Source organism: Vibrio sp. LB10LO1, from assembly GCF_010092875.1.
GTDB lineage: Bacteria > Pseudomonadota > Gammaproteobacteria > Enterobacterales > Vibrionaceae > Vibrio > Vibrio campbellii.
The window spans coordinates 1-21,314 of the sequence record NZ_JAADJW010000043.1; the positions used below are offsets into that span (position 1 = coordinate 1).

18 protein-coding genes are annotated in these 21,314 nt (G+C 47.2%); 7 read left to right on the forward strand and 11 right to left on the reverse strand.

Annotated elements, in window-relative coordinates; genetic code table 11:
• Positions 1-100: 100 nt before the first annotated feature.
• Entirely contained in the window at positions 101-2,005 is a 1,905-nt protein-coding gene (htpG, locus tag GXP65_RS21955; RefSeq protein ID WP_162093734.1) for a molecular chaperone HtpG, read from the reverse strand.
• Positions 2,006-2,277: 272 nt separating this feature from the next.
• Between htpG and GXP65_RS21960 the strand changes: the two genes are divergently transcribed.
• From GXP65_RS21960 to GXP65_RS21975, 4 genes are read left to right on the forward strand one after another with little or no spacing between them, the layout of a single operon-like run.
• Positions 2,278-3,150, forward strand: a complete 873-nt coding sequence (locus GXP65_RS21960; RefSeq protein WP_162093735.1) for a transcriptional regulator — start codon at positions 2,278-2,280, stop codon at positions 3,148-3,150.
• An 11-nt stretch (positions 3,151-3,161) separates the two neighbouring features.
• Positions 3,162-3,677, forward strand: a complete 516-nt coding sequence (gene toxS / locus GXP65_RS21965) for a transmembrane regulator ToxS (protein WP_005534641.1) — start codon at positions 3,162-3,164, stop codon at positions 3,675-3,677.
• Between the two features lie 46 nt (positions 3,678-3,723).
• Positions 3,724-4,479 carry a sulfite exporter TauE/SafE family protein gene (locus GXP65_RS21970; RefSeq protein ID WP_162093736.1) on the forward strand — a complete coding sequence of 252 codons (756 nt, stop codon included), beginning with the start codon at positions 3,724-3,726 and terminating at the stop codon, positions 4,477-4,479.
• Between the two features lie 23 nt (positions 4,480-4,502).
• Positions 4,503-4,781: a SelT/SelW/SelH family protein gene (locus tag GXP65_RS21975; RefSeq protein ID WP_162093737.1), complete on the forward strand. Its 279-nt coding sequence runs from the start codon at positions 4,503-4,505 to the stop codon at positions 4,779-4,781.
• A 53-nt stretch (positions 4,782-4,834) separates the two neighbouring features.
• Here the strand turns inward: GXP65_RS21975 and yfcE are convergent, their stop codons facing one another.
• From yfcE to GXP65_RS22005, 6 genes are all read right to left on the reverse strand, one after another.
• Positions 4,835-5,380: a phosphodiesterase gene (gene yfcE, locus GXP65_RS21980; protein ID WP_162093738.1), complete on the reverse strand. Its 546-nt coding sequence runs from the start codon at positions 5,378-5,380 to the stop codon at positions 4,835-4,837.
• A gap of 69 nt (positions 5,381-5,449) precedes the next feature.
• Positions 5,450-5,659 carry a hypothetical protein gene (locus GXP65_RS21985; protein ID WP_005425482.1) on the reverse strand — a complete coding sequence of 70 codons (210 nt, stop codon included), beginning with the start codon at positions 5,657-5,659 and terminating at the stop codon, positions 5,450-5,452.
• Between the two features lie 159 nt (positions 5,660-5,818).
• Entirely contained in the window at positions 5,819-6,226 is a 408-nt protein-coding gene (locus GXP65_RS21990; protein WP_005425434.1) for a CBS domain-containing protein, read from the reverse strand.
• Positions 6,223-6,573 carry a P-II family nitrogen regulator gene (locus tag GXP65_RS21995; RefSeq protein WP_005425459.1) on the reverse strand — a complete coding sequence of 117 codons (351 nt, stop codon included), beginning with the start codon at positions 6,571-6,573 and terminating at the stop codon, positions 6,223-6,225. The genes GXP65_RS21990 and GXP65_RS21995 overlap by 4 nt, the downstream gene beginning before the upstream one ends.
• Positions 6,563-7,354, reverse strand: coding sequence for a DUF1538 domain-containing protein (locus GXP65_RS22000; protein WP_162093739.1), 792 nt, complete (start codon positions 7,352-7,354; stop codon positions 6,563-6,565). Before GXP65_RS22000 ends, GXP65_RS21995 begins: the two co-directional genes overlap by 11 nt.
• A complete protein-coding gene (locus tag GXP65_RS22005) occupies positions 7,351-8,085 on the reverse strand; it encodes a DUF1538 domain-containing protein (RefSeq protein WP_162093740.1) in 735 nt (244 codons plus the stop codon). Before GXP65_RS22005 ends, GXP65_RS22000 begins: the two co-directional genes overlap by 4 nt.
• 258 nt (positions 8,086-8,343) lie before the next feature.
• On the opposite strand from GXP65_RS22005, the gene GXP65_RS22010 reads away from it, so the two are divergent.
• The 3 genes from GXP65_RS22010 (at position 8,344) to GXP65_RS22020 (ending at position 11,436) form a co-directional block, all read left to right on the forward strand.
• A complete protein-coding gene (locus tag GXP65_RS22010) occupies positions 8,344-9,261 on the forward strand; it encodes a TIGR01777 family oxidoreductase (protein WP_162093741.1) in 918 nt (305 codons plus the stop codon).
• A gap of 37 nt (positions 9,262-9,298) precedes the next feature.
• Positions 9,299-10,126: an SDR family oxidoreductase gene (locus GXP65_RS22015; protein WP_162093742.1), complete on the forward strand. Its 828-nt coding sequence runs from the start codon at positions 9,299-9,301 to the stop codon at positions 10,124-10,126.
• A gap of 455 nt (positions 10,127-10,581) precedes the next feature.
• The gene (locus GXP65_RS22020; RefSeq protein WP_162093743.1) at positions 10,582-11,436 is read left to right on the forward strand and encodes a co-chaperone YbbN; all 855 of its coding nucleotides are present in this window, start codon (positions 10,582-10,584) and stop codon (positions 11,434-11,436) included.
• 106 nt (positions 11,437-11,542) lie between these two features.
• Here the strand turns inward: GXP65_RS22020 and GXP65_RS22025 are convergent, their stop codons facing one another.
• From GXP65_RS22025 to bcsA, 4 genes are read right to left on the reverse strand one after another with little or no spacing between them, the layout of a single operon-like run.
• On the reverse strand, positions 11,543-15,304 hold the full coding sequence (locus GXP65_RS22025; protein WP_162093744.1) for a cellulose synthase subunit BcsC-related outer membrane protein: 3,762 nt from the start codon (positions 15,302-15,304) through the stop codon (positions 11,543-11,545).
• Positions 15,292-16,401: a cellulose synthase complex periplasmic endoglucanase BcsZ gene (gene bcsZ, locus GXP65_RS22030; RefSeq protein ID WP_162093745.1), complete on the reverse strand. Its 1,110-nt coding sequence runs from the start codon at positions 16,399-16,401 to the stop codon at positions 15,292-15,294. The genes GXP65_RS22025 and bcsZ overlap by 13 nt, the downstream gene beginning before the upstream one ends.
• Positions 16,398-18,689 carry a cellulose biosynthesis cyclic di-GMP-binding regulatory protein BcsB gene (bcsB, locus tag GXP65_RS22035; RefSeq protein ID WP_162093746.1) on the reverse strand — a complete coding sequence of 764 codons (2,292 nt, stop codon included), beginning with the start codon at positions 18,687-18,689 and terminating at the stop codon, positions 16,398-16,400. Before bcsB ends, bcsZ begins: the two co-directional genes overlap by 4 nt.
• Positions 18,679-21,312, reverse strand: coding sequence for a UDP-forming cellulose synthase catalytic subunit (gene bcsA / locus GXP65_RS22040; protein ID WP_162093747.1), 2,634 nt, complete (start codon positions 21,310-21,312; stop codon positions 18,679-18,681). The genes bcsB and bcsA overlap by 11 nt, the downstream gene beginning before the upstream one ends.
• Positions 21,313-21,314: the final 2 nt, after the last annotated feature.

Genomic DNA, 21,314 nt, shown 5'->3' on the forward strand with positions numbered 1-21,314 from the left:
ACTGAGCCCGTAGAGGACTTTCACCTCCTAGATCAACGCCATGCTCGGCGCACCATAAAAAAAGCTCGCATTTCGCGAGCTTTTTAGGGGTATTGAGTTATTAAACCTTAGTCAAAAGCTTGTTGATGGCACCAACGAATTGCGAAGGATCTTCCATCGAACCACGCTCAGCGAGCATCGCTTGGCCCAGTAACACCTCAACCCAGCGACCAAACGCTTCTTCGTCCGCTTCATCCGCCATGCGCTTCACTAGCGCATGCTCTGGGTTAATTTCGAAGATGTATTTCACTTCTGGTACCGCTTGGCCTGCCGCTTCAAGAAGCTTCGCCATCTGCGTGCCCATTTCGAAATCGTCCGTCACGACAACAGCGGGTGTTGTTGCCAGTTTAAAGGTGGTGCGAACTTCTTTAACACGGTCACCAAGGTAAGACTGAGTACGTTCAACAACAGACTTAAACTCTTCTTCCGTTTCTTTCTGTTTTTCTTTTTCCGCTTCGTCTTCAAACTTGCTTAGGTCTAAGCCCGCTTTCGTGATCGACTGGAACTGCTTACCATCAAACTCTGTTAGGTAGTTCATCAACCACTCGTCAATTCGATCGAACATCAAAATAACTTCGATGCCTTTCGCTTTGAATTGCTCTAGGTGTGGGCTGTTCTTCGCCGCAGCGTAACTGTCTGCCGTTAGGAAGTAGATCTTGTCTTGACCTTCTTTCATGCGTTCAACATAAGAAGCCAAACCAACGGTTTGTTCTGCGGAGTCCACTTCAGTAGATGCGAAACGCAATAGACCAGCAACTTTCTCTTTGTTTGCCATGTCTTCTGCAACGCCTTCCTTCATCACAAGGCCGAACTCTTTCCAGAATGATTGGTATTTCTCTGTATCATTCTTTGCCATGCGCTCTAGCATAGTAAGCACACGCTTGGTACAAGCATTACGTAATGACTGAGTGACTTTGTTATCTTGTAGGATTTCACGCGATACGTTCAAAGGCAGATCATTTGAATCGATCAGGCCACGCACGAAGCGCATGTAAGAAGGCATAAACTGCTCAGCGTCATCCATGATGAATACGCGCTGTACGTACAGTTTCAGACCCGATTTATGATCGCGGTTCATCATATCCCAAGGTGCTTTCGCTGGGATGTAAAGCAGACTGGTGTAGTCGTTCTTACCTTCTACGCGGTTGTGGCTCCACGTAAGAGGATTTGCAAAATCGTGAGAAACGTGCTTGTAGAACTCTTGGTACTCTTCTTCAGAGATATCTGACTTATTGCGCGTCCAAAGTGCTTGAGCTTTGTTGATCTGCTCCCACTTCTTCTCACCCGTTTCTTTGCCTTCATCATCACGAACCGAAGTTTGGATAGAAACAGGGATACCGATATGGTCAGAGTATTTGCTGATCACATCGCGTAGACGCCATTCGTTTAGGAATTCTTTACCTTCTTCACGCATGTGAAGCACGATGTCCGTACCTCGAGAATCTTTGGTAATCGTCTCAACGGTGTAGTCACCTTCGCCAGCAGACTGCCATTGCACCGCCTCATCAGCAGCGAGACCAGCCGCGCGAGTGCGCACAGTCACCGCATCCGCAACAATAAATGCTGAGTAGAAACCCACACCAAACTGACCGATAAGTTGAGAATCTTTGCTCTGATCATCTGACAGCTTGGAGAAAAATTCTGCAGTCCCTGATTTCGCGATGGTACCTAGGTGCTCAATCACATCATCACGGCTCATACCGATGCCGTTGTCAGAGATGGTTAATGTGTTCGCGCTTTCATCGAACGCAAGCTTCACGCCTAAGTCAGCGTTGCCCTCATATAAATCTGGGTTAGATAGCGCTTGGAAACGAAGTTTATCTGATGCGTCGGACGCGTTTGAGATCAGCTCGCGTAGAAAAATCTCTTTGTTGGAATAAAGAGAGTGAATCATCAGATGAAGTAGTTGTTTTACTTCCGATTGAAAGCCACGAGTTTCTTTGTTGTGAGATACGGTTTCGCTCATGTTTGCTCCATAACATCTAAACTAATTAGACTTTTAATGACAAAGCCCTAACCGCCACTTCATAAAAGCGGCATTACTAAGATGTCATTTAACATGTGGCTGACAAATGTAAATTCAAGGTCAATATTGCTAAAAACGGTGTTTTTTTAGAAAATTTTAATTATCCTACGTATCTAAAAGCATCTAAAACGTGGCACATGTCCTTTTGCGCACGCCTTATTACGTGACGTAAATCACTATAATTACAGAATCATCCACCTAAGAAGAACTAAATGACTAACATCGGCACCAAATTTCTGCTTGCTCAAAGATTCGTCTTTGACCCAAATAGTAATTCGCTCGCTGACCAACAAAATGGCAACGAAGTTGTACGATTAGGCAGCAACGAAAGCCGTATTCTCCTCATGTTGGCAGAGAGACCTAACGAAGTGATAACGCGTAACGAACTGCATGAGTTCGTTTGGCGTGAACAAGGCTTTGAGGTGGATGACTCAAGCTTAACTCAAGCGATCTCTACACTGCGTAAAATGTTGAAGGATTCAACAAAATCACCAGAATTCGTTAAAACCGTGCCAAAACGCGGCTACCAACTTATTTGTTCTGTTGAGCGTTTAAGCCCGCTTTCTTCTGACTCTACCCCTGATATTGATGATCAAGAAGAAGAGAACGAAGCGCCAGTGGTTGATTTAGAGCAATTTGCCGAAGCTACCACAGAAACGCAAGCAGACATCGCTCCAGAAGCCGCCGCTCCAGTAGAAAAGCCGAAGCCAACACCAGCGCAGAAGAACGCGAAATGGCTATTCCGTATCTTGGTTGTCGTTGCTTTGCTGCTGCCAGTTTGTGTACTGATGTTGACTAACCCAGCAGAATCTCAATTCCGTCAAATTGGTGAATACCATAATGTGCCAGTAATGACGCCAATTAACCACCCTCAATTAAATAATTGGTTGCCTTCCATTGAGCAATGTATCCAACGTTATGTCGAACACCACGCCGCGGAATCTTCACCAGTCGAAGTCATCGCGACAGGTGGTCAAAACAACCAGCTGATTCTGAACTATATCCACGATAGCGATCATTCATACGAGAATGTCACGCTGCGTATTTTCGCTGGTCGTAATGACCCAACCGACATCTGCAACTAAGGGAGGCTGAAATGAAGATTAAAATAGCATCTGCGGTTTTGGCCGTATCCATCCTTTTTAGTGGCTGGCTATATTGGGGCAGTGACCTAAAAGTGGAACAGGTTCTGACTTCAAACGAATGGCAGTCAACCATGGTGACACTCATCACCGATACTCTGCCAGACGATACAGTTGGCCCACTACGCAAAGTTAATGTTGAGTCGAATGTGAAATACTTACCTAACGGTGAGTACATTCGTGTGGCGAACATTCAATTGTTTGCTCAAGGCTCAAATACTGAATCAACCATCAATATCTCTGAGAAAGGTCGCTGGGAAGTAAGTGATAACTACTTGCTGGTTTCGCCTTCTGAATTCAAAGATATCTCAGCATCGCAATCAAAAGACTTCTCTGAGTCACAGCTTCGTCTCATCACACAAATCTTTAAATTGGATGCAGAACAAAGTCGCCGTATTGATGTCGTCAACGAAAAAACACTACTACTGACTAGCCTGAACCACGGTTCTACGGTACTGTTTAGAAACTGATTTTGATTCAATGATAAGGGGCCAAGGTGGCCCCTTTATTTTTCGCATGGATTGGCTAGATACTCTCACTCTCTTCTTCGGTTCTCTCGTTGCAAATACACTCGCTTCTCTCTCTGGCGGCGGTGCAGGATTATTGCAATTTCCATTATTGATCTTTCTCGGCTTACCCTTTCCTGTCGCTCTTGGAACACACAAAGTGGCTTCCGTCGCGCTGGGGCTTGGCGCTGCAAGCACGCACCTCAAAGCCGGCACAATAAAACCGAAGATCGCGCTTTATCTGATTCTAGTCGGCAGTATTGGTGTCGTGATTGGTGCAAATCTGATTGTCCAAATACCTGACGATATCGCAGAGAAAATGCTTGGCGCGATGATCCTTGCTCTTGGCATCTATTCCCGCTTTAAAAAAGAACTTGGCCAAGTCGAGCTTGCGACTCATCGAGACACATTGGGTTGGGTCATCGGCGGATTAGGATTGATGCTGATAGGCGTCGTGAATGGTTCGCTAACTGCAGGTTCAGGTCTCCTCGTGACGCTGTTCCTCGTGCGCTGGTTTGGTTACGATTACAAACAAGCAGTGGCTTACACCATGATCTGTGTCGGTCTGTTTTGGAATGGTATTGGTGGTGTTGCCATCGTACAAGCAGGCGCTCCGATTCATTGGGCATGGCTACCCGTGCTGTTATTGAGTTCATTTTTAGGTGGTAGTTTAGGCGCGTGGGCAGCAACTCGATACAGCAATCGCGTTATCAAGATTGCGTTTGAGGTCCTCACCTTTGCAGTCGGCATCAAACTGCTACTTTAGTCTTTAGAGAAAGGAAATGAGAAATGGATAAAGCCATTATAGACATTTACTACTGTCGCCAGTGCAATTGGATGTTGCGCTCTTCTTGGCTATCGCAAGAGCTGCTTCATACGTTCAGTGAAGAAATTGAGACCGTCAGCTTGCATCCTGACACAGGTGGTCGTTTTGAGATTTTCTGCAACGGCACGCAAATTTGGGAGCGTAAAAAAGACGGCGGTTTTCCTGAGGCTAAGGTCCTTAAACAACGAGTAAGAGACATCATCGACCCAGAGCGTGATTTAGGCCATTCAGATACAAAATAGGGAGCCAGTGGCTCCCTATTGTTTGATATCTTATGTGCTCTATGGCTCGCTGATTAAATCGTGGTTTGAGCCAACACTTCACCCTCTGGGGTTTGCACCGTGAGTGTGTTGCCTTCCAGTAGACCATAGCTACGCGACAAACCATTTCTTGGGAAAGTCAGCGAACCAGGGTTGAAGATCACTGCCCCATCCTGCATTTCGGCAACAGGCACATGAGTATGACCATGAGCAATGATGTCACCTTCACGCAGTGGTGGACGTTTTGCACTGTTGTACAAGTGCCCATGAGTAAGGAACATGCGCTTACCAGATTCGAGTAGTATCCACGCATAATCCATCATCATCGGGAAACTCAACAGCATTTGGTCAACTTCGCTGTCACAGTTACCACGTACAGAAATAATCTGATCGCTGTATTGGTTCAGTAACTCAGCGACTTGCGGTGGGTTGTACCCTTCTGGGATAGGGTTTCTTGGCCCATGATTTAGTGTATCCCCTAACAAGATGAGATGATCGGCACCAGAGGCCAAGTAAAGCTGAATAGTTTCTTCGGTTGCTGGCAAAGAGCCGTGCAAGTCTGAGGCAAAAAATAGTTTCACGACATCGTCTCCTCAAAAAATATGAGCCTATTCTACGGCATTCTTATAGAAGCTCAACCTAAGTACCTATTAATGGCTGCGTAGCATTTCCACCAGCATTGGCACTAGATAGAACCAAGCGACATAGCCAACACCAGCTAAAACAACGATCCAAAAAATGAACGATAGAAACTTCGACTTCGCTAAATGGTTGAGCGGATCAGGCTCACCACATCCGGGGCAAGTATGAGCTCGTTTTGAAATTTGTTTTTCACAAACAGGACAAGCAACTAGCGGCATGACATGACATCCTCAATTATTCTTTAATTCTCAAAGAATAAGCCTCAGATTGCAGATATGCAATGGCACAACTAAGCAATTCGCAGGGGCTTTGCTAAATGTCGCTGACCTGAGAAAAATTATCAGCCTGTTTGCACTTGAGCCTCTCAGCAAACACGGTTACAAGGCTTCCCGGGCCATCCCATTGATCACGATATTGTTGTAGCTCACCATACCAATCACTTCTCCGTTTTCGATCACTGGCGCACGGCTAATACCAAAGCGCTCAAACAAACGAGCGCAGTATTTAACATTCATGTTTGGGTCGACGGACAGTGCCGGCTTGGTCATGATCTCGTAGATATTAGTCCGCTGCGGTGAGCGATTTTTCGCCAAGACTTTTTTAGCAATGTCGTTCATCAACACAATGCCGTATTCATCATCTTCATGGCGTTTTTTTACCACCAACGCTTTCACTTCACTCTTTCTCGCAAGTGTTATGCCTTCGTGTACTGTAATTAATCCATCGACAATGATGTACGTTGCCGCCATTACGTCTCTGACTCGAATCAGCTCATGATTACTCATAACTCGTCCTCTACCACTTTGGTCAGTTTTTCTACTTGGTGCGCGACGCCAACCGCATCTTCAACATCAATTTGCACTGCGATGCCTTGGCCAGACTCCTGGTCGAACTCTCCGACGTCACTAATGGTCTCCAAGATATGCCTTGATAAGTGCTCTTCCACCACAAACAGTAAGACGTCTTTCTGCACTTCCAGCGTCAAACCAAAGAAGGTGCGCTTTTGGTTTAAGCCCTGTCCTCGTGCATTATTAATAACCGTCGCTCCTGTTGCACCTGCCTCACGAGCTGCATCAAGCACCTTGTCGGTTTTACTGTCCTCTACAAAGGCCAGAATCAATTTAAAGCGCATTTTCATTTTCCTCCGCGGTCTCTTTGTTCAACCACTGGGTGATCTGGGCATAGCCCATCACTGAAATGATTGGAAATAAGCTGGCAAAGGCAATCAAGCCAAAGCCATCAATCATTGGGTTTCGTCCCGGAACCGTCGATGCCAATCCCAAACCAAGGGCCGTAACTAAAGGTACCGTTACGGTCGACGTCGTGACGCCACCGGAATCGTAAGCCAACGGCACAATCAGCTTGGGGGCATAAAAGGTTTGGATCACCACTACGATGTAACCAGCAATGATGTAGTAATGAATCGGGTCGCCGACGACAATTCGATAGCTGCCAAGTGCAATGCCGAAGGCCACGCCCAAAGCCACAGCGATACGCAATCCGTTAACACTAATACTGCCGCCGGACACTTGATTGGCTTTAATCGCAACAGCAATGAGAGAAGGCTCTGCAATGGTGGTGCTAAAACCTATAAAGAAAGCAAAGATGTACACCCAGTAATAATCAATCCAGCTCAGAGCTTGGCCAATGGAGATTTTAAATTCCATCAAGAAAGCCGGTGCCGTCAATTGAGTTGCCATGGTTTCGCCCAATGGGAATAACGCCATTTCTAACCCAAGCAAAAACAGTGACAAGCCCAGAATGACGTAAGTAAAACCGAGCAATACCTTAGGTAAATTAGAGATGGGACGACGTAAAACCGCCAATTGAAAGCCGAAGATAATCGTCGCAATGGGAACCACATCGCTGATGGTAGAAACGAAGGTATCGATGAAATGTGCAAACGAAATCATGCCACCACCATCCCATAGATCATGACAAACATCATCGGCAGTAACGAGGCAAACGCGATCAAACCAAAGCCATCAATCATCGGGTTTCGCCCTTTAATCGCCGAGGCTAAGCCAACACCAAGGGCTGTTACCAGTGGCACCGTGATGGTAGACGTCGTCACACCGCCAGAGTCGTAAGCAACGCCAATGATCGACTCAGGCGCAAACCCTGTAAGGATCACGACACCGATATAGCCACCGATGATCATGTACTGAATCGGCCAACCTTTTAGAATCCGCAGCACACCTAACACAATCGCTACCCCCACCGACAAAGCAACCGTCAAACGCAGTCCATCAGCGTAGTCTTCCATCGACTGCTTTGTATTAGCGATCATGCCACCTTCAGCTGCAACTTCCGACGCCTCCTCTGCAACCGCCGTTAAAGCAGGTTCAGCGATGGTGGTGCCGAAACCCAAGCAGAATGCGAAAATCAAGAGCCAAAAGACGCTGCCTTTATTGGCAAAAGCTTGCGCCATATTTTCACCGATAGGGAATAAGCCAAGCTCCAGACCAAAGATAAAAAAGGTCAAACCGAGAATCACAAGAAGGAGACCAAATAAGATTGAGACAAGATTGGGGAGTGGCTCTTGAAGGACAACAAGTTGGAAGAAAGTGATAACAACAACGATAGGCAGTAGGTCACGGGCGCTACTGAGTAAGGCTCGAAACAGAGCAATAAATGCTTCCATACACACCTCCTACCCGAGTGCCTTCTTCTTTTAAAATCAGCATGGCACAGTTTCTTTGGGCTAAGTGTGAGCAACACTCAAAGCCTGATAACATTTTGTTACACTTGTTAAAACTGTGAACTTCGCACCGCTTGGGAAGAAAACACTTCTAACTCGTTAGGAACTAATAATAAAATCGACATTGCAAGTCATTGATATGATCATGCAAGACGGTTAACGACTATAATGTCTGAATGGTTTCACACTCAAAGGGACGACATGAAGATACTACTGACTGGCGGAACAGGCTTTATTGGTTCTGAGCTACTCAAAATGCTCACCACTCATCAAGTCATTTTGCTGACGCGCACCCCCGCGCAGGCAAAACAGCGACTTCAGCATGCCGATGTCGGTAATATTGAATACCTTGATTCCCTCGATTCACTGGAAGATCTCAACGATGTTGACGCGGTGATCAACCTTGCGGGCGAGCCCATCGCAGACAAACGCTGGAGCCAGGAACAAAAAGAAATCATCTGCAACAGTCGCTGGAAAGTGACCGAGCGCATTGTTGAACTGATTCATGCGAGTACTGAGCCACCGTCGGTGTTCATTAGTGGTTCTGCCGTAGGTTATTACGGTGACCAGCAAGACCACCCGTTTGATGAGTGCTTACACGTAAATAGTGAGGCATTTGCACACTATGTATGTGCTCGTTGGGAACAAATTGCCAAGCGTGCAGAATCTGAACAAACACGAGTGTGTTTAATTCGTACTGGTGTTGTCCTCGGTCAAAATGGAGGTGCGTTGGCAAAAATGCTGATGCCCTACAAACTAGGTGTAGGTGGGCCGATGGGAAGCGGTAAACAGTACATGCCTTGGATTCATATCTTGGATATGGTTCGCGCCATCATGTACTTACTCGAAACACCGCATGCGCATGGCGAGTTCAACTTGTGCGCTCCTCACCCTGTTAGCAACAAAATTTTTAGTGGCACATTGGCCAAGACTCTTAAGCGTCCGCATATATTGTTCACCCCGAAATGGGTGATGAAGATGGCAATGGGGGAATCCTCTTGCCTGCTGTTTGATAGCATACGCGCAAAACCGAAAAAGCTTACCGAGCTTGGCTTTAAATTCAGTTACTCCCGAGTGGAGCCTGCACTCAAGAACTTGCTTCAAGATAGAAGTTGTTGAATCATAAGGCTCACGAACTCTCAGTGAGCCCTAAACTATGAAAAAGTCTGTTCTTATCACCGGATGCTCTACCGGTATCGGTTACGTATGTGCCCACGCTTTGCAAAAGGAAGGCTTTCACGTCATTGCTTCCTGCCGACAAGACCAAGACATTGAACGCCTAACCAACGAGGGCCTAACGTGTATTAAGCTGGACCTGAATGAACCTGAGAGTATTTCGTCCGGCGTCGCACAAGCGCTCGAGTTGGCTGAGGGTAAACTTTATGCCGTCTTCAACAATGGCGCTTACGGCCAACCGGGTGCTTTGGAAGATTTGCCGACAGTGGCCCTTCAAGCACAATTTCAAACCAACTTCTTTGGCTGGCACCAACTCGTAAGAGAAGTGCTACCGCACATGCGTAAACAAGGTGAAGGGCGCATCATCCAAAACAGTTCCGTACTCGGCTTTGCCGCTATGAAGTATCGTGGTGCCTATAACGCCTCAAAGTTCGCGCTAGAAGGCTGGACAGACACCCTACGTTTGGAATTGATGGACACCAACATCAAAGTAGCATTGATCGAACCTGGGCCGATAGAGACCCAGTTTAGACAAAATGCCTTAAAGGCGTTTGAGCAATGGATTGATGTGGAAAGCAGCGCCCATAGAGCAGCTTACGAGGGCCAAAAGCAGCGTTTAGATAACGACAAGTCGAACAACAAGTTTGTGCTTCCTGCTGAATCTTGTATTGAGCCCGTGCTTCACGCACTCACCAGTGATAAGCCAAAGATTCGCTACAGAATCACCACACCAACCAAAGTCTTTGCCGTTTTAAAGCGCCTATTACCCACTCGTCTTCTTGATAAAATTTTGCGACAAGCAGCATAAAAACTTTTTATCACAATGTAATTTTACCGTAACAATGTGATGTCATTATGAGCATGTAGGTTAAGAAAACCTCAATGTTCGAATCAATTTCTAGGTTAGCATCTTCATCCATCGAGCCTGAACGCGATGTGGATACTCACTTTAGATTTGGTATCGCCACCCTTTCTGTTTTGTATTTTCACGAGACAATAATGACATTAAATCAGCTTAACTGGCTTAGTGTGGGTGTAGTGTTGACCATGTTCATCCTATTTTGATACCACACCCAGCACACAACTATAACGTCTAACAAGGCTCTTTAACCCGTGCTGGACTTGCCAAATTTAATAGCACTTTCGCTTGCTATCAGGAATACGCTGCTTCGGCAGCGTTTTTCCTTTCTATCGCTTGAATTTCCCAAATATCAACTCCATATCTACAATCAACGACAAGAAACAAAAAGCAAGGATACTCTGATGCAATCCCCATTTATCGTTGAGTTAACAGAACAAAACTTCCGTGAAACGCTTGAAGGATCAATGAACACGCCGGTGTTGATTCATTTTTGGGCGAGTGCTCAACCAGAAAGCGCACAAGTGATTCCTGAATTACAAATGCTGGCTCAGCAATACAACGGCGCTTTCACCCTTGCTCTATTGAACTGTGAACAGCAGCCTACTCTTGCTTCTCAATTCGGCGTACAAGTGCTACCGACCATCGCATTGTTTATGAATGGTCAAGCAGTCGATGGGATGGGTGGCCCTCAGCCAATTGACGCGATTACGGCAATGCTGCAAAAGCATCTACCAAGTCAAGATGAAATGCAGTTGAAGCAAGCCAGCGAACTGCTCCATCAAGGCGAGCATGCTCAAGCTTTGGCTATTCTACAAACGTTATCGGAAGAGCTTCAAAACCGTGGTGATGTCAAACTAGCGATGGCAGATTGTTTACTGGAAACCAAGCAGTTTGAATTGGCACAAACGCTGTTGGGTACGATTCCACTGGAATACCAAGACAACTACTACAAAGGTTTGATCGCTAAGTTAGATCTACATCTTCAAGCCGCAGATAGCCCAGAGCTTCAACGCCTTGAACAAGAGCTAGCCGCAAACCCTGATAATTTAGAACTCGCGTGTGAGCTTGCCGTTCAATACAACCAAGTCGGCCGTGATGAAGAAGCACTTGAGCTGCTTTGGAACATTCTCAAAGCTAACCTTGGTGCACAAGACGGTGAAGTAAAGAAAGTCTTTATGGATATCTTGAGCGCACTTGGCCAAGGTAACGCATTGGCAAGCAAATACCGCCGTCAACTTTACTCGATTTTGTACTAATCAAACCTTCGTAAAGTTAAAGAACTTGAATAGAAAAGGCCGGAAAACCTCCGGCCTTTTGTGTTTCTGCGATTTCTCAAAACACTTGTTCAACCAATCGCTAGCACTAGAAATCACTGTATAGTGTTGGAACCGCTGGTGGGAATTCTATTGGCTGCCAACGATCATTAAAGGTGTACTTGGCGTAAAGCATGAAATGGTTTGGCGTATAAAACTCTGAACGCTGCAAATCCACTAGCGCACCAAGGTACCAGCGTTTACTCACTCGTTTCTCAACGGCTGCTTGCAGCGAGGCACCAAAACCGCCACCTCGCTCAGAAGTGTCACCTGTAGACAAATAAGGCGCATCTTCTTGCGTCCATGAATTAGAAATAGAAGCGCTAAGCTGATACGACCATGTACTGTTGTAACGACCGTAATAGTTCACTGGCAGTGATACAGAGAAGTAACTTTGCGGGCTGTAGTAGCCGCCATGCCCAAGCGTGTATTCACCTAAGTTTTTATCGTAATCGAGGTACATCAAGTTGGTGCCGATACTCAAACGCTGGTCATCCGTAGCAATCAGTTTGTAGTAAGCCCCACCCAGCACACCGAGACGAGTATTATCTTCAACGTTTTCCCCCGTCAGAGCATGGTATTGCAGGCTACTCCAAAAACCGGAAGGGCCGCCAATATCCCAGCTTGAATTGAGCTTAACACCAGTGCGAACCACACCACCCCATTTTTTGCCTTGAGGATCGCTGGTTCCACTCGGTACCGTCATTCCAGCATAAGAAAGTGTGCTGCTGGTCTCTGGTCGGCGAGACGCTTCTGCAGTCCAACCAAAGTCCCCAAGATCGCCATCAACACTGATGCCACCAACCCAAGTAGTATGATCAAAACCAATCGGTGTAGTGCCGATATCCACTTGCCAATCTTTGGCTTGCCAGCCTACACCAAGTGCCATACCTGAAGCTTCATCTTGGAATGAGGTGCTATCAAAGCCTCCCTTTTTCTCGTAATAATCTAGCTCACCAGAATCGACAGAGACATAATCCGCTCTCAGCAACAAGTGACCGTCGAGTGATTCGATAGGAATGCGCGCTTCGATTGGCACTTGGTTAGATGCATTCAGCCCGTCACGGGCACTGTAATCCCAACCAATAAGCACATGACCATCACTACGATCATGGAGCGTATCGATGTCTGACTTAACATTGCGAGTCAACCAGTAGTCATCCGCTGTGTCATACAACTCGCGCAAAGTGAGAGTATCTTGCTGGGCTTTGTTCGGATTTGCGCTTTTTTCAATTCGGTCGCTATTTAGCGCTTGGTAACCTCGTTTTTCAGCTAACTTCCATTGCTGATTGTCCATCGCAATCGACATGCTGTCTCGGTAAGCCAAAGCATCAGCACCTTGCACGTCATCGAGCAAGCGGTTCAGGGTGTTCGCATCATTGCGGTAACCAAGTTGATTGAATACCGAAGCAACCGTCATCAGCTGAGCAGCATTCAGCGTGTCACGCTTCTTATTCAAGATCAGATGCAAGTCGTGATAGGTTGCCTCATCTCCACTCTGGGCGCTGGCTTGCAACATCCCGACCTGAGCTTGCGTTTTGAATGGCTCAGGTTTAGATGAAACACCGTCATATAACGCCATTGCCTGCTCTGGTTGCTGGTTAGCAAGTAACAAATCCGCTTGCGCTAAGGTTCGACGTGTTTTCAGCTCATCAAATTGCAAGGTTTCAGAAGCACTTACCTTTTGCTCATCCGAACTCAGCACTAATTGCTCGTACCATTGGTCAAAATCTTCAAACTGATTCAAACTCACCATCATACTGCCGTAAGCGAGTTGCTCATCGCGAGACCAGTGTGGTGATTGTTCGAGGCTTCGATAAATTCTTTCAGCTTCAACGGCTTGATCGATCTCTACCCACGCTCCAGCAAGACGTGCTAATGCCTGTACTTGGCCTTGATAGTCCTGCTCCAACGCATGCAACTTAGCTTGCACAGACGCTGGCTCCTCAAGGTAACGCTGTTGAATATCTTGTAATTCAGCATCGAGCTTTAATCGAGTCAAATTGCGCTGCATGGAAGGCGTGACCGCTTTCTCGGGCACGCTTTCTAGCTCAGAAATTGCCTCTTCGACTTTGAAATCTTGCGCGAGATACAGGGCATGAGCAAACTTCATCTCAGGGTCTGAACTGGATGCGGTCCACTCAGCCATCAGGGCATCTGCACGTTGCTTGTCCCCCATAGAACGAACAACACCAGCAATATCCAGCCTCAACCATGGCGAAGTCGGTTTTAAGGCAATCAACGCTTCCACCGCAGATTGCATACCCACTTGATCATTCTGGGCGATAGCAACTCTCAAACGAGCAAGAATGATTTCAGATTGAATGCCATTGATTTTCTCAGCCACTACCTGTTTTTGCGCTGGAGAAAAACGCTGCGCAACCGACTCCGCGCCCGCCCAATCCTGCTGCTCAATACGAACATCGAGTCGTCCACGTAAGGCAGAGCCGTTGAGTTGCTCAAGTTTGAGTGCTTGGATATAGGCTTTATCTGCCGCGGCATAGTTCTTTTGTTCTAAGTAAAGCGCCCCCAAAGAGGTAAAAGCGTAAGGCTGAGTTTTATCGGATTGAATGGCTTTACGGTAAAGGCTTTCAGCTTGTTTAAACTGCCCTTTCTCGGCCAGTGCATCACCTTGATCCAAATACGCCCAATATTGCGAGGTTTCAATCAAAGTGGCCCATTTAGAGGCACTATCTGGATCTTTATCTAGCTGCTGTGCACGTTCAAAATACTCAAGCGCCTTTTGTTGCTGACCTTTACGCAGATATACCTTGCCCATCCCACCCAATATTTCTGGGTCGTTTGGACGCGTCGTCATCGCATAACGCAACTGCTTCTCAGCTTGCGAAGTTTTGTCTTCATCCAGCAGTTTGAGACCTTTCAATTTGGCAAGATAGGTTGGATCCTTACGCAGGTCTTGCTCGGTTTCCCAACGTTGCTTCGCACCTTGGTTAGCACGTTGAATCTCTAGGTCCGAAGGATAGTAGCTCGCTAGAATCGCGTATTGTTGAACCACTTGTTCTGAAATCGGCAGTTGGTCGAGGGCACGCAACCAAGATGTCGCCGCACTGCTGCCAATGACTGGGGCTAAAGCGAGCTTTTTGTAGGTATCTAAAATCCATGGGTCAGCGGGATTCTCTTTGCGGATATGATTTGCCAATGCGAGTTGAAACTGAGGCACACCCGGGTAGTCTGCATTCAACCGCTCTAGGCCTTGTTTAACAGTCTGCCAACTGCCATCAAGATTGCTTTGCAGCTGAAGAAACTCTAACTGCAAGGCAGCCGAGGGCATGCCGTTTGGGAAAATAGCTTTATACGCTTTGATGGCTTCTTCGTAACGGCCAGATTTAGCAAGCAGCTTCGCTCGCTGGTAATCGCCTTTCTTATCTCCCTGAAGAGCCATTATGGCGGCAAGATCTTTCGCTTGCGGAGAGTTTGGCGATTGTTTGGTTAAACGCTGAAACGTCTGCTTGGCAAGCTCCGGCTGTTTACGCTTTAAATACATATTGGCTTGGTAATACAAGCCAATCGGGTTCCCTTCCTCAATCGCAAACAAACGCTCAAGGGTACTTTCAACGATATCGTCACGCCCTATCGCATCCGCCAGCTTAAGCTGTTCAACCAACCACTCTACCGAGTTCACTCGAGCAAGAGAGGTCAAGAACTGAACCGTTTCGATCGGTTGATAAACCGCGGCTAACTGCGCTTGGCTCAGCGGTTTTGAACTGAAACTTTGCGCGTGAACGGGGTAAACTCCACTCGCCATCATGGCCAATGGAATTAACCACGAAGCGCGTCTTATTCTTGGCATTGCTCGCTCCATGCAGGCAACAGTTCACCTTGTTTGCCAAAGCGGTAACGCGCCTGATGCCAGCCTAGGCCAAACAAGCTCAAGACATTGTCGTAGTAGTGGTCGTTTCTGTCCGAGATAAGCTCTTGCTGCGCTCGGCTTGCTTGCGCTTTGAGCAGCTCAGACTCACCAGACGCCGCCAGCAAAGGCAATGCAGCGGCAGAAAATCCAGCACTGCCAACTTGAGTGTATTCACCTGTTTCTGTATTCACTTCTCGTGGTGGCGCATCAAGTGCTTTAGTCGCTGCGACAAAGGGCTGCATTTGCTGAATCAGTGACGCTTTTTCCGCAACTTGGTCATCAAGCATACCGGCCCATAAATAGGTACGGATGGCGTTGTAGCTGCCAATTGGCCCAGTCACCGAATCAGCACTGTACTGGCCTTGACTAAGCGTTGCCCAATCAGGGCTGAAACCTTTTGGCATGGTTTGCGTTAGCATCTGCGCGCTCGCTTTATACATACTATCCCATGAATACTGCGGATACAGAGCTTCCATTCGTGCAATCAGCTGTAACGGCACATAACTCGGATTCACACGGTAGCGTTCACCAAATTCAAACCCTGTTGGTGCAGGCAGCAACACGCTACCAACGCCATCAATCGACACAGTTTCTTCACGTAAAATTCGACTAGCAAGCAGATGACCAAGCGATTGGTAGTAATAGTTATCCCACAATCGACCTGCTTCCACTAAAGCGTACGCAATCCAAAGATCGGAATCCGATGCTGCATTGGTATCTAAAACACCAAAACTGCCGTTCGCTTTTCTGCCCCACAACCAAGCCGGCACCCTTGCCGTTAGATCGCCACCAGCCAGATGAATTTGAGTCCATTTAAGCACTTCGGCGAAGGCTTTTCGGTCATTGGCAACCAATGCAAAGAACAGCGCATAGGACTGGCCTTCAGACGTAGTGATCATGCGCTCATCGCTGCCATCTACTACTCTTCCCTGTTCAATATAAACCGACTTAAATGTATCCCACTGAGGCCAGTCACACGTGCTTGCCCAGAGTTGAGGAGAAGCCATCAGAATCATGAGTGCTATCAGCTTTTTCATTCTTCCTCTTCCTCCGTTTTTTCGAGACGCTTAGCCGACACTTGACGTAGCACACGCCACAGCACGATAGTGACAATCACCATCAATATCGCGGCAAAACAAGCCACGACAATTGGGTGATTTGAGAAGTGATACCAAACCAACTGCCATACAGGGAGCTCACCAACATAGTAATGAGAGCCTACGTTATAACTTGCGACTTCGTCGTTTCTTAACGTCACCACAGAGCCAAACATGTGCTCAATTTTCCCCGAATCTGAGAGCGCTTTGTCCACCGAGGCAAAATCTGCTGGGTGTGCGGCCATGATTGACACCAAGCTACGATTGCTTGTGTATGGCGACTCCATGCCATATATCGCAGCAAAGGAACCATCAGCTTCAACTGAGACATAATCGGCAGGGACTTGGTTAGCATCACTAGGGCTCATCCAGTTCATACCAAGTTGTTGCTCATTCTTACTTGGCAAACGAATTTGACGTTCGCCGGCTTCGACCACGAGGTTAACTTGCTCTGGGTCGTTAGCCGCTTCTTCCAATGAACGCACAACGCCAATACTTAAGATATCCTTGTCTTTTAGTGTCTCTGCATCCCATTGGTCCGTTAGTTGAATCTGAATCCCCGGATAACCAGAGTCAGCACCTAGCGAACCCATCATGTTTAAAAATGTCTGCAACGCCTCTCTTGGGGCATTTTTAGGAACGACTACCGCAGTTTCAGACAGATCGGCCATACGTGTGTACGGGAAGCCTGATGTGGCAAACGCACGCATATTTGGCATTTCGATATAGTGTGGGAAGCCACTGAAGTCGAGCGTAGAGTCTCCATCTACAACAGCATATTGTTTGCTCGGTTGAGTAACCTGACATTGTCCATCGGTAACCGAGGCAAAACCAAATTCAAAGTCGATTTGGTTTTTGCTGCCAACTTTAAACGCGGGAATACGAACCTGATCGGCAGAACTGAGAAAACTGTCATCCAACAAAGGCACGCGAACACGGTTGGAATCACCACCCTGACCTTCTGTTGTGAGGTTAAACGCTTCAATAAATTGATCGTTGATGCTCAGTGTTAGACGAGAGCCTGAATGGTCTTCTGTCGGTGGTGAGTAACGGTAGTTCAGATCCATTGGAATACCGCGGCTTTGCCAAGTGAATAGATCTGGTGGCAAACGTAGGCTAACGCTGATAGGTGGTGGTGTGCGACCTTCCACTTGCAGCATGCTCTTTTGCTCGACAAGCTCAGAAAGCGCAACCGGACGATCGGTGCTCACCCAGTTTGGCGCATCATAGGGCACGCGAGGTTTGATTTGCTTCACCTCGTTGATCTTAGCAATTGGTCCAGTAAGAATCTGGTTACCCAATGCCAAACCACGTACGGCTGTATTGAGGTCTGCACTATCACGGCCAATCACCAAAAGTAACTTCACGTAAGGATCAGTTGGATGAGTGATCACCTGTAAACGAGGGCCATCAGTGTCCGGAAAATCTTTTAAGAACTCTGGCTTGTTATCGTTGGTGATAAACACTACGGCGTTGCGCTCTGGCAAGGTGTCGAAACTCAAAGGGAACTGCGCCCCACGCCAAGCTGCTAAAGAGCCAAAGTAGGAACTCAAAACACCAGCGGCTTTCACTTCGTCTAAGTCATATTTATCGCCCATCACAACCGGTAAGTTGAGTTGGCTAAAGTCGCGTACATCAAAAAATGGGGCAGGCAGCAGACTCAAGTCGCTTTCCAACTGCGTCTTTTGCACGAACATTTCGATACGGCTGCTTTGGCTGATCTCTGCCCAAATGCTCGAATCATTCGGATTCGCACAATCTTTGTGAGTATTGCCAATCAGCTCAAAACGAATTTGGTTGTAGTTGCTGAAATAACGCGTATCTAAAGGCATAGAAAGGCTAAGCTTTTTGCCTTGTTGGCCATCAACAATGGACGCAACACCCATGAGTTCATTGTTCAAATACACTTTGACGTGAGAAACCAAGGCAAGCAACGCGGGTGAAGGCGTGATGTCAAAATACAAAGTGGCTTTAGACACGACCTCATCAAGGCGAGAGCCAAAGCCGACATAAGCGTTCGCTTCGCTACCTTGAATCGCAATTGAGCCACTGTAGCCCAGTTGAGTAAATGGAACCACGCGCTTAAAGACAGTGGCATTTTCCGCGCCTTGTTGCTGAGCGTGAGGTTCCGACAATTGCTGTTTTACTTCTTGTGCCGCGAGACTGCCCGACATACACATCAGAGTGACTGCCGTCGTCAACGCTGTTAGTTTTTTATTATTTAGCATGACTTTGGGTCCTGGTTGGGACATAGCGAGGTCTAAGTGACCAAATAAATTCGATACAAAATAAAAGAGCATCCACACTGGCCATGACAAATTTAGGACAGTGTTGTAGCAAGCGCTTGTATCCATTGAAGCCGACTTGTAGCACGGCTTGCATACTCGATAGTGGCTTATCTGCTTGATAGCCTTGTTGCCATTTCGCCCATGTATCTGCTCGCGCAAACGTGCACTGGACGTACTGGATTTGTTGTTGGTGCGACAATTCATTGAGTTGCATACCAAAGATGCCTTTATGAGCATAGGCGACGGTCATCGGGAACACGAATTCTTGACCACCACGATTCAGAATCACTTCCAGTGATTGACCGAGTAGGTACTGACAAGTTTGTTCATCCATTCCATCGATTTCTATGCGGACGCCCCCTAAAGAAAAGTCTTTCATCTGAGCTTGAATCAAATGCCCAGAATGCAATCTCACCGCAACAGGAATTGCCACCTCTACGCGGTGATCTTTTCGTACCTGTTTCGCTTCTACCGCAACCGCGACCGCTGCACCTAAGATCAGCAAGTTGTACATCGTCCATACTAAGTTCACGATGACAGTGCCGACCTCATCCTGGGGCCCCCACCCCATTCGATACAGGCCCACGGTAAAACCAAGAATATTCAGTGCCACGAGCACCAAATACGGTCGAGAGATCACCCAGTCGTAATGCGAGTTTTCAACTAAGCCCCCTTTCGCCGTTACATTGAATGTCCCTTTATGAGGCGCAAACAAAGCGACGGTGGTTGGTCTTGCGATGTACCAAGCAAGCACGGTTTCATACACTTCTCCCCAGAAGGAGTAACGATAGTCACCCTGCATGCGTGAGTTGGTCATACTGGCGTGGATCATATGCGGCAAAACGTACAGGATGATCGCCAATGCTGGTGCGTAAATGACGTAAGAGTGCAGCAACAAAAACGCCAGAGGTGCAATCAAAAACACAATACGCGGTATACCGGATAAGAAATGCAGCATGGCATTAATGTAACAAAGCCGCTGGGACAGCTTGAGCCCTTTACCAGTGAGCGGATTGTCGACCCGAAAAATCTGCGCCATCCCCCTCGCCCAACGAATACGTTGCCCGACGTGCGCTGATAAGGTTTCAGTCGCTAAACCCGCTGAAATCGGCTGCTTGAGATAAGCAGAGCGGTAACCCAAACGGTGCATGCGTAATGAGGTATGTGCGTCTTCCGTTACGGTTTCGACCGCAATACCACCGACTTCTTCAAGCGGCTCACGACGCAAAATGGCACACGAGCCACAGAAGAACGTCGCATCCCATAAATCGTTACCGTCTTGAATCAATCCATAGAACAAGTTGCCTTCATTAGGCACATTGCGGAAGTTCGACAAGTTACGTTCAAACGGATCCGGAGAGAAAAAGTGGTGCGGAGTTTGAATCAGCGCGAGCTTCGGATCTTTGAGGAACATGCCCATAGTGAGCTGGAAGAATGCTCGAGTTGGAATGTGGTCACAGTCGAAGATCGCCACAAACTCTCCATCCGTCTGCTTTAGTGCATAGTTAATGTTACCGGCTTTGGCATGCTCGTTCGTCGGCCTTCGAATGTAGTTGACTCCAACACTCTTGGCGAAATCACGGAAGCTATCTCGCTTACCATCATCAAGGATGTGAATTTTTAATTTGTCTTTTGGCCAGTCCACCCCCATCGACGCATACACGGTTGCTTTCACTACATCGAGATCTTCGTTGTAAGTAGGAATCATCAGGTCGATAGTTGGCCAAGTAGATTGATCCGTCGGCATAGAAACGGGCTTTCGGTTGAGTGGCCAAATATTCTGGAAGTAACCCAGCATCAATACGATCCAAGAATAGGTTTCTGCCAAAAGCAAAATGCCACCCAGAACCAAAGCAACAGGATCATCCCAGTTTAAGGTTGAAGAGTAACGCCACCAAAGATAACGGCAAGAAGCGGTCACAGATAAGATGATCAGCAGCATCGTCGGGAAGCGACCCGGCATGCGTCTTACCATCATGGCTAATGCCCACAGAAGCAATACAAACACCGTCTGCGCCTCATAACCAAATGGGACGGTAAAACACAGCAAAGCAATGAGAACGACTACAAACAAAAGAATGTAATTGAGTGCCATTGCTGGTTTGCTCGCTTTGATGCGCTCACGGACCTCAGGGTCTTTGACTTGGTTAGCGGTCTTTTCCAACCAGCGAACGCTTTTCGCTACCAACTCAAATGGCAGATAAAACGCGTTGCGAACTTGCTCCGCGATATGAAGAGAAAAATCACCGAGCTTTTTCGACCAAGATGCATTGAGGTTTTGCTTGAAGCATAGCAACCAAACACTTTGGATAACGAAACGAACCGGGTCGAATAGTCTTGGCGCTGCATAATTAACATGTGGGAAATAAACGAGAGGCAACTTCCAAGACGGCACACCGCCGATCATTGGTTTTAAGAAAATAAAACTCAGCGAAAACCAAAACGAAAGCAAACAGCGCCCGAGCCAGTTAGATTTGCAGTTCCAAGCCTGCTCATAAACGGTTTTCTGCACATTAAACTGCTCAACGACCCAGCTTTGGAAGATAAGATTAAGGCTACGCATTA

What these genes read in the sequence shown, in the direction of transcription:
- bcsA (WP_162093747.1), bottom strand. Translation starts at nt 21,312, where the DNA reads ATGCGTAGCCTTAATCTTATCTTCCAAAGCTGGGTCGTTGAGCAGTTT.
- toxS (WP_005534641.1), top strand. Translation starts at nt 3,162, where the DNA reads ATGAAGATTAAAATAGCATCTGCGGTTTTGGCCGTATCCATCCTTTTT.
- GXP65_RS22015 (WP_162093742.1), top strand. Translation starts at nt 9,299, where the DNA reads ATGAAAAAGTCTGTTCTTATCACCGGATGCTCTACCGGTATCGGTTAC.
- htpG (WP_162093734.1), bottom strand. Translation starts at nt 2,005, where the DNA reads ATGAGCGAAACCGTATCTCACAACAAAGAAACTCGTGGCTTTCAATCG.
- GXP65_RS21975 (WP_162093737.1), top strand. Translation starts at nt 4,503, where the DNA reads ATGGATAAAGCCATTATAGACATTTACTACTGTCGCCAGTGCAATTGG.
- GXP65_RS22010 (WP_162093741.1), top strand. Translation starts at nt 8,344, where the DNA reads ATGAAGATACTACTGACTGGCGGAACAGGCTTTATTGGTTCTGAGCTA.
- GXP65_RS21970 (WP_162093736.1), top strand. Translation starts at nt 3,724, where the DNA reads ATGGATTGGCTAGATACTCTCACTCTCTTCTTCGGTTCTCTCGTTGCA.
- GXP65_RS21995 (WP_005425459.1), bottom strand. Translation starts at nt 6,573, where the DNA reads ATGCGCTTTAAATTGATTCTGGCCTTTGTAGAGGACAGTAAAACCGAC.
- GXP65_RS22020 (WP_162093743.1), top strand. Translation starts at nt 10,582, where the DNA reads ATGCAATCCCCATTTATCGTTGAGTTAACAGAACAAAACTTCCGTGAA.
- GXP65_RS22025 (WP_162093744.1), bottom strand. Translation starts at nt 15,304, where the DNA reads ATGCCAAGAATAAGACGCGCTTCGTGGTTAATTCCATTGGCCATGATG.
- GXP65_RS21985 (WP_005425482.1), bottom strand. Translation starts at nt 5,659, where the DNA reads ATGCCGCTAGTTGCTTGTCCTGTTTGTGAAAAACAAATTTCAAAACGA.
- GXP65_RS22005 (WP_162093740.1), bottom strand. Translation starts at nt 8,085, where the DNA reads ATGGAAGCATTTATTGCTCTGTTTCGAGCCTTACTCAGTAGCGCCCGT.
- bcsZ (WP_162093745.1), bottom strand. Translation starts at nt 16,401, where the DNA reads ATGAAAAAGCTGATAGCACTCATGATTCTGATGGCTTCTCCTCAACTC.
- bcsB (WP_162093746.1), bottom strand. Translation starts at nt 18,689, where the DNA reads ATGCTAAATAATAAAAAACTAACAGCGTTGACGACGGCAGTCACTCTG.
- GXP65_RS21960 (WP_162093735.1), top strand. Translation starts at nt 2,278, where the DNA reads ATGACTAACATCGGCACCAAATTTCTGCTTGCTCAAAGATTCGTCTTT.
- GXP65_RS22000 (WP_162093739.1), bottom strand. Translation starts at nt 7,354, where the DNA reads ATGATTTCGTTTGCACATTTCATCGATACCTTCGTTTCTACCATCAGC.
- GXP65_RS21990 (WP_005425434.1), bottom strand. Translation starts at nt 6,226, where the DNA reads ATGAGTAATCATGAGCTGATTCGAGTCAGAGACGTAATGGCGGCAACG.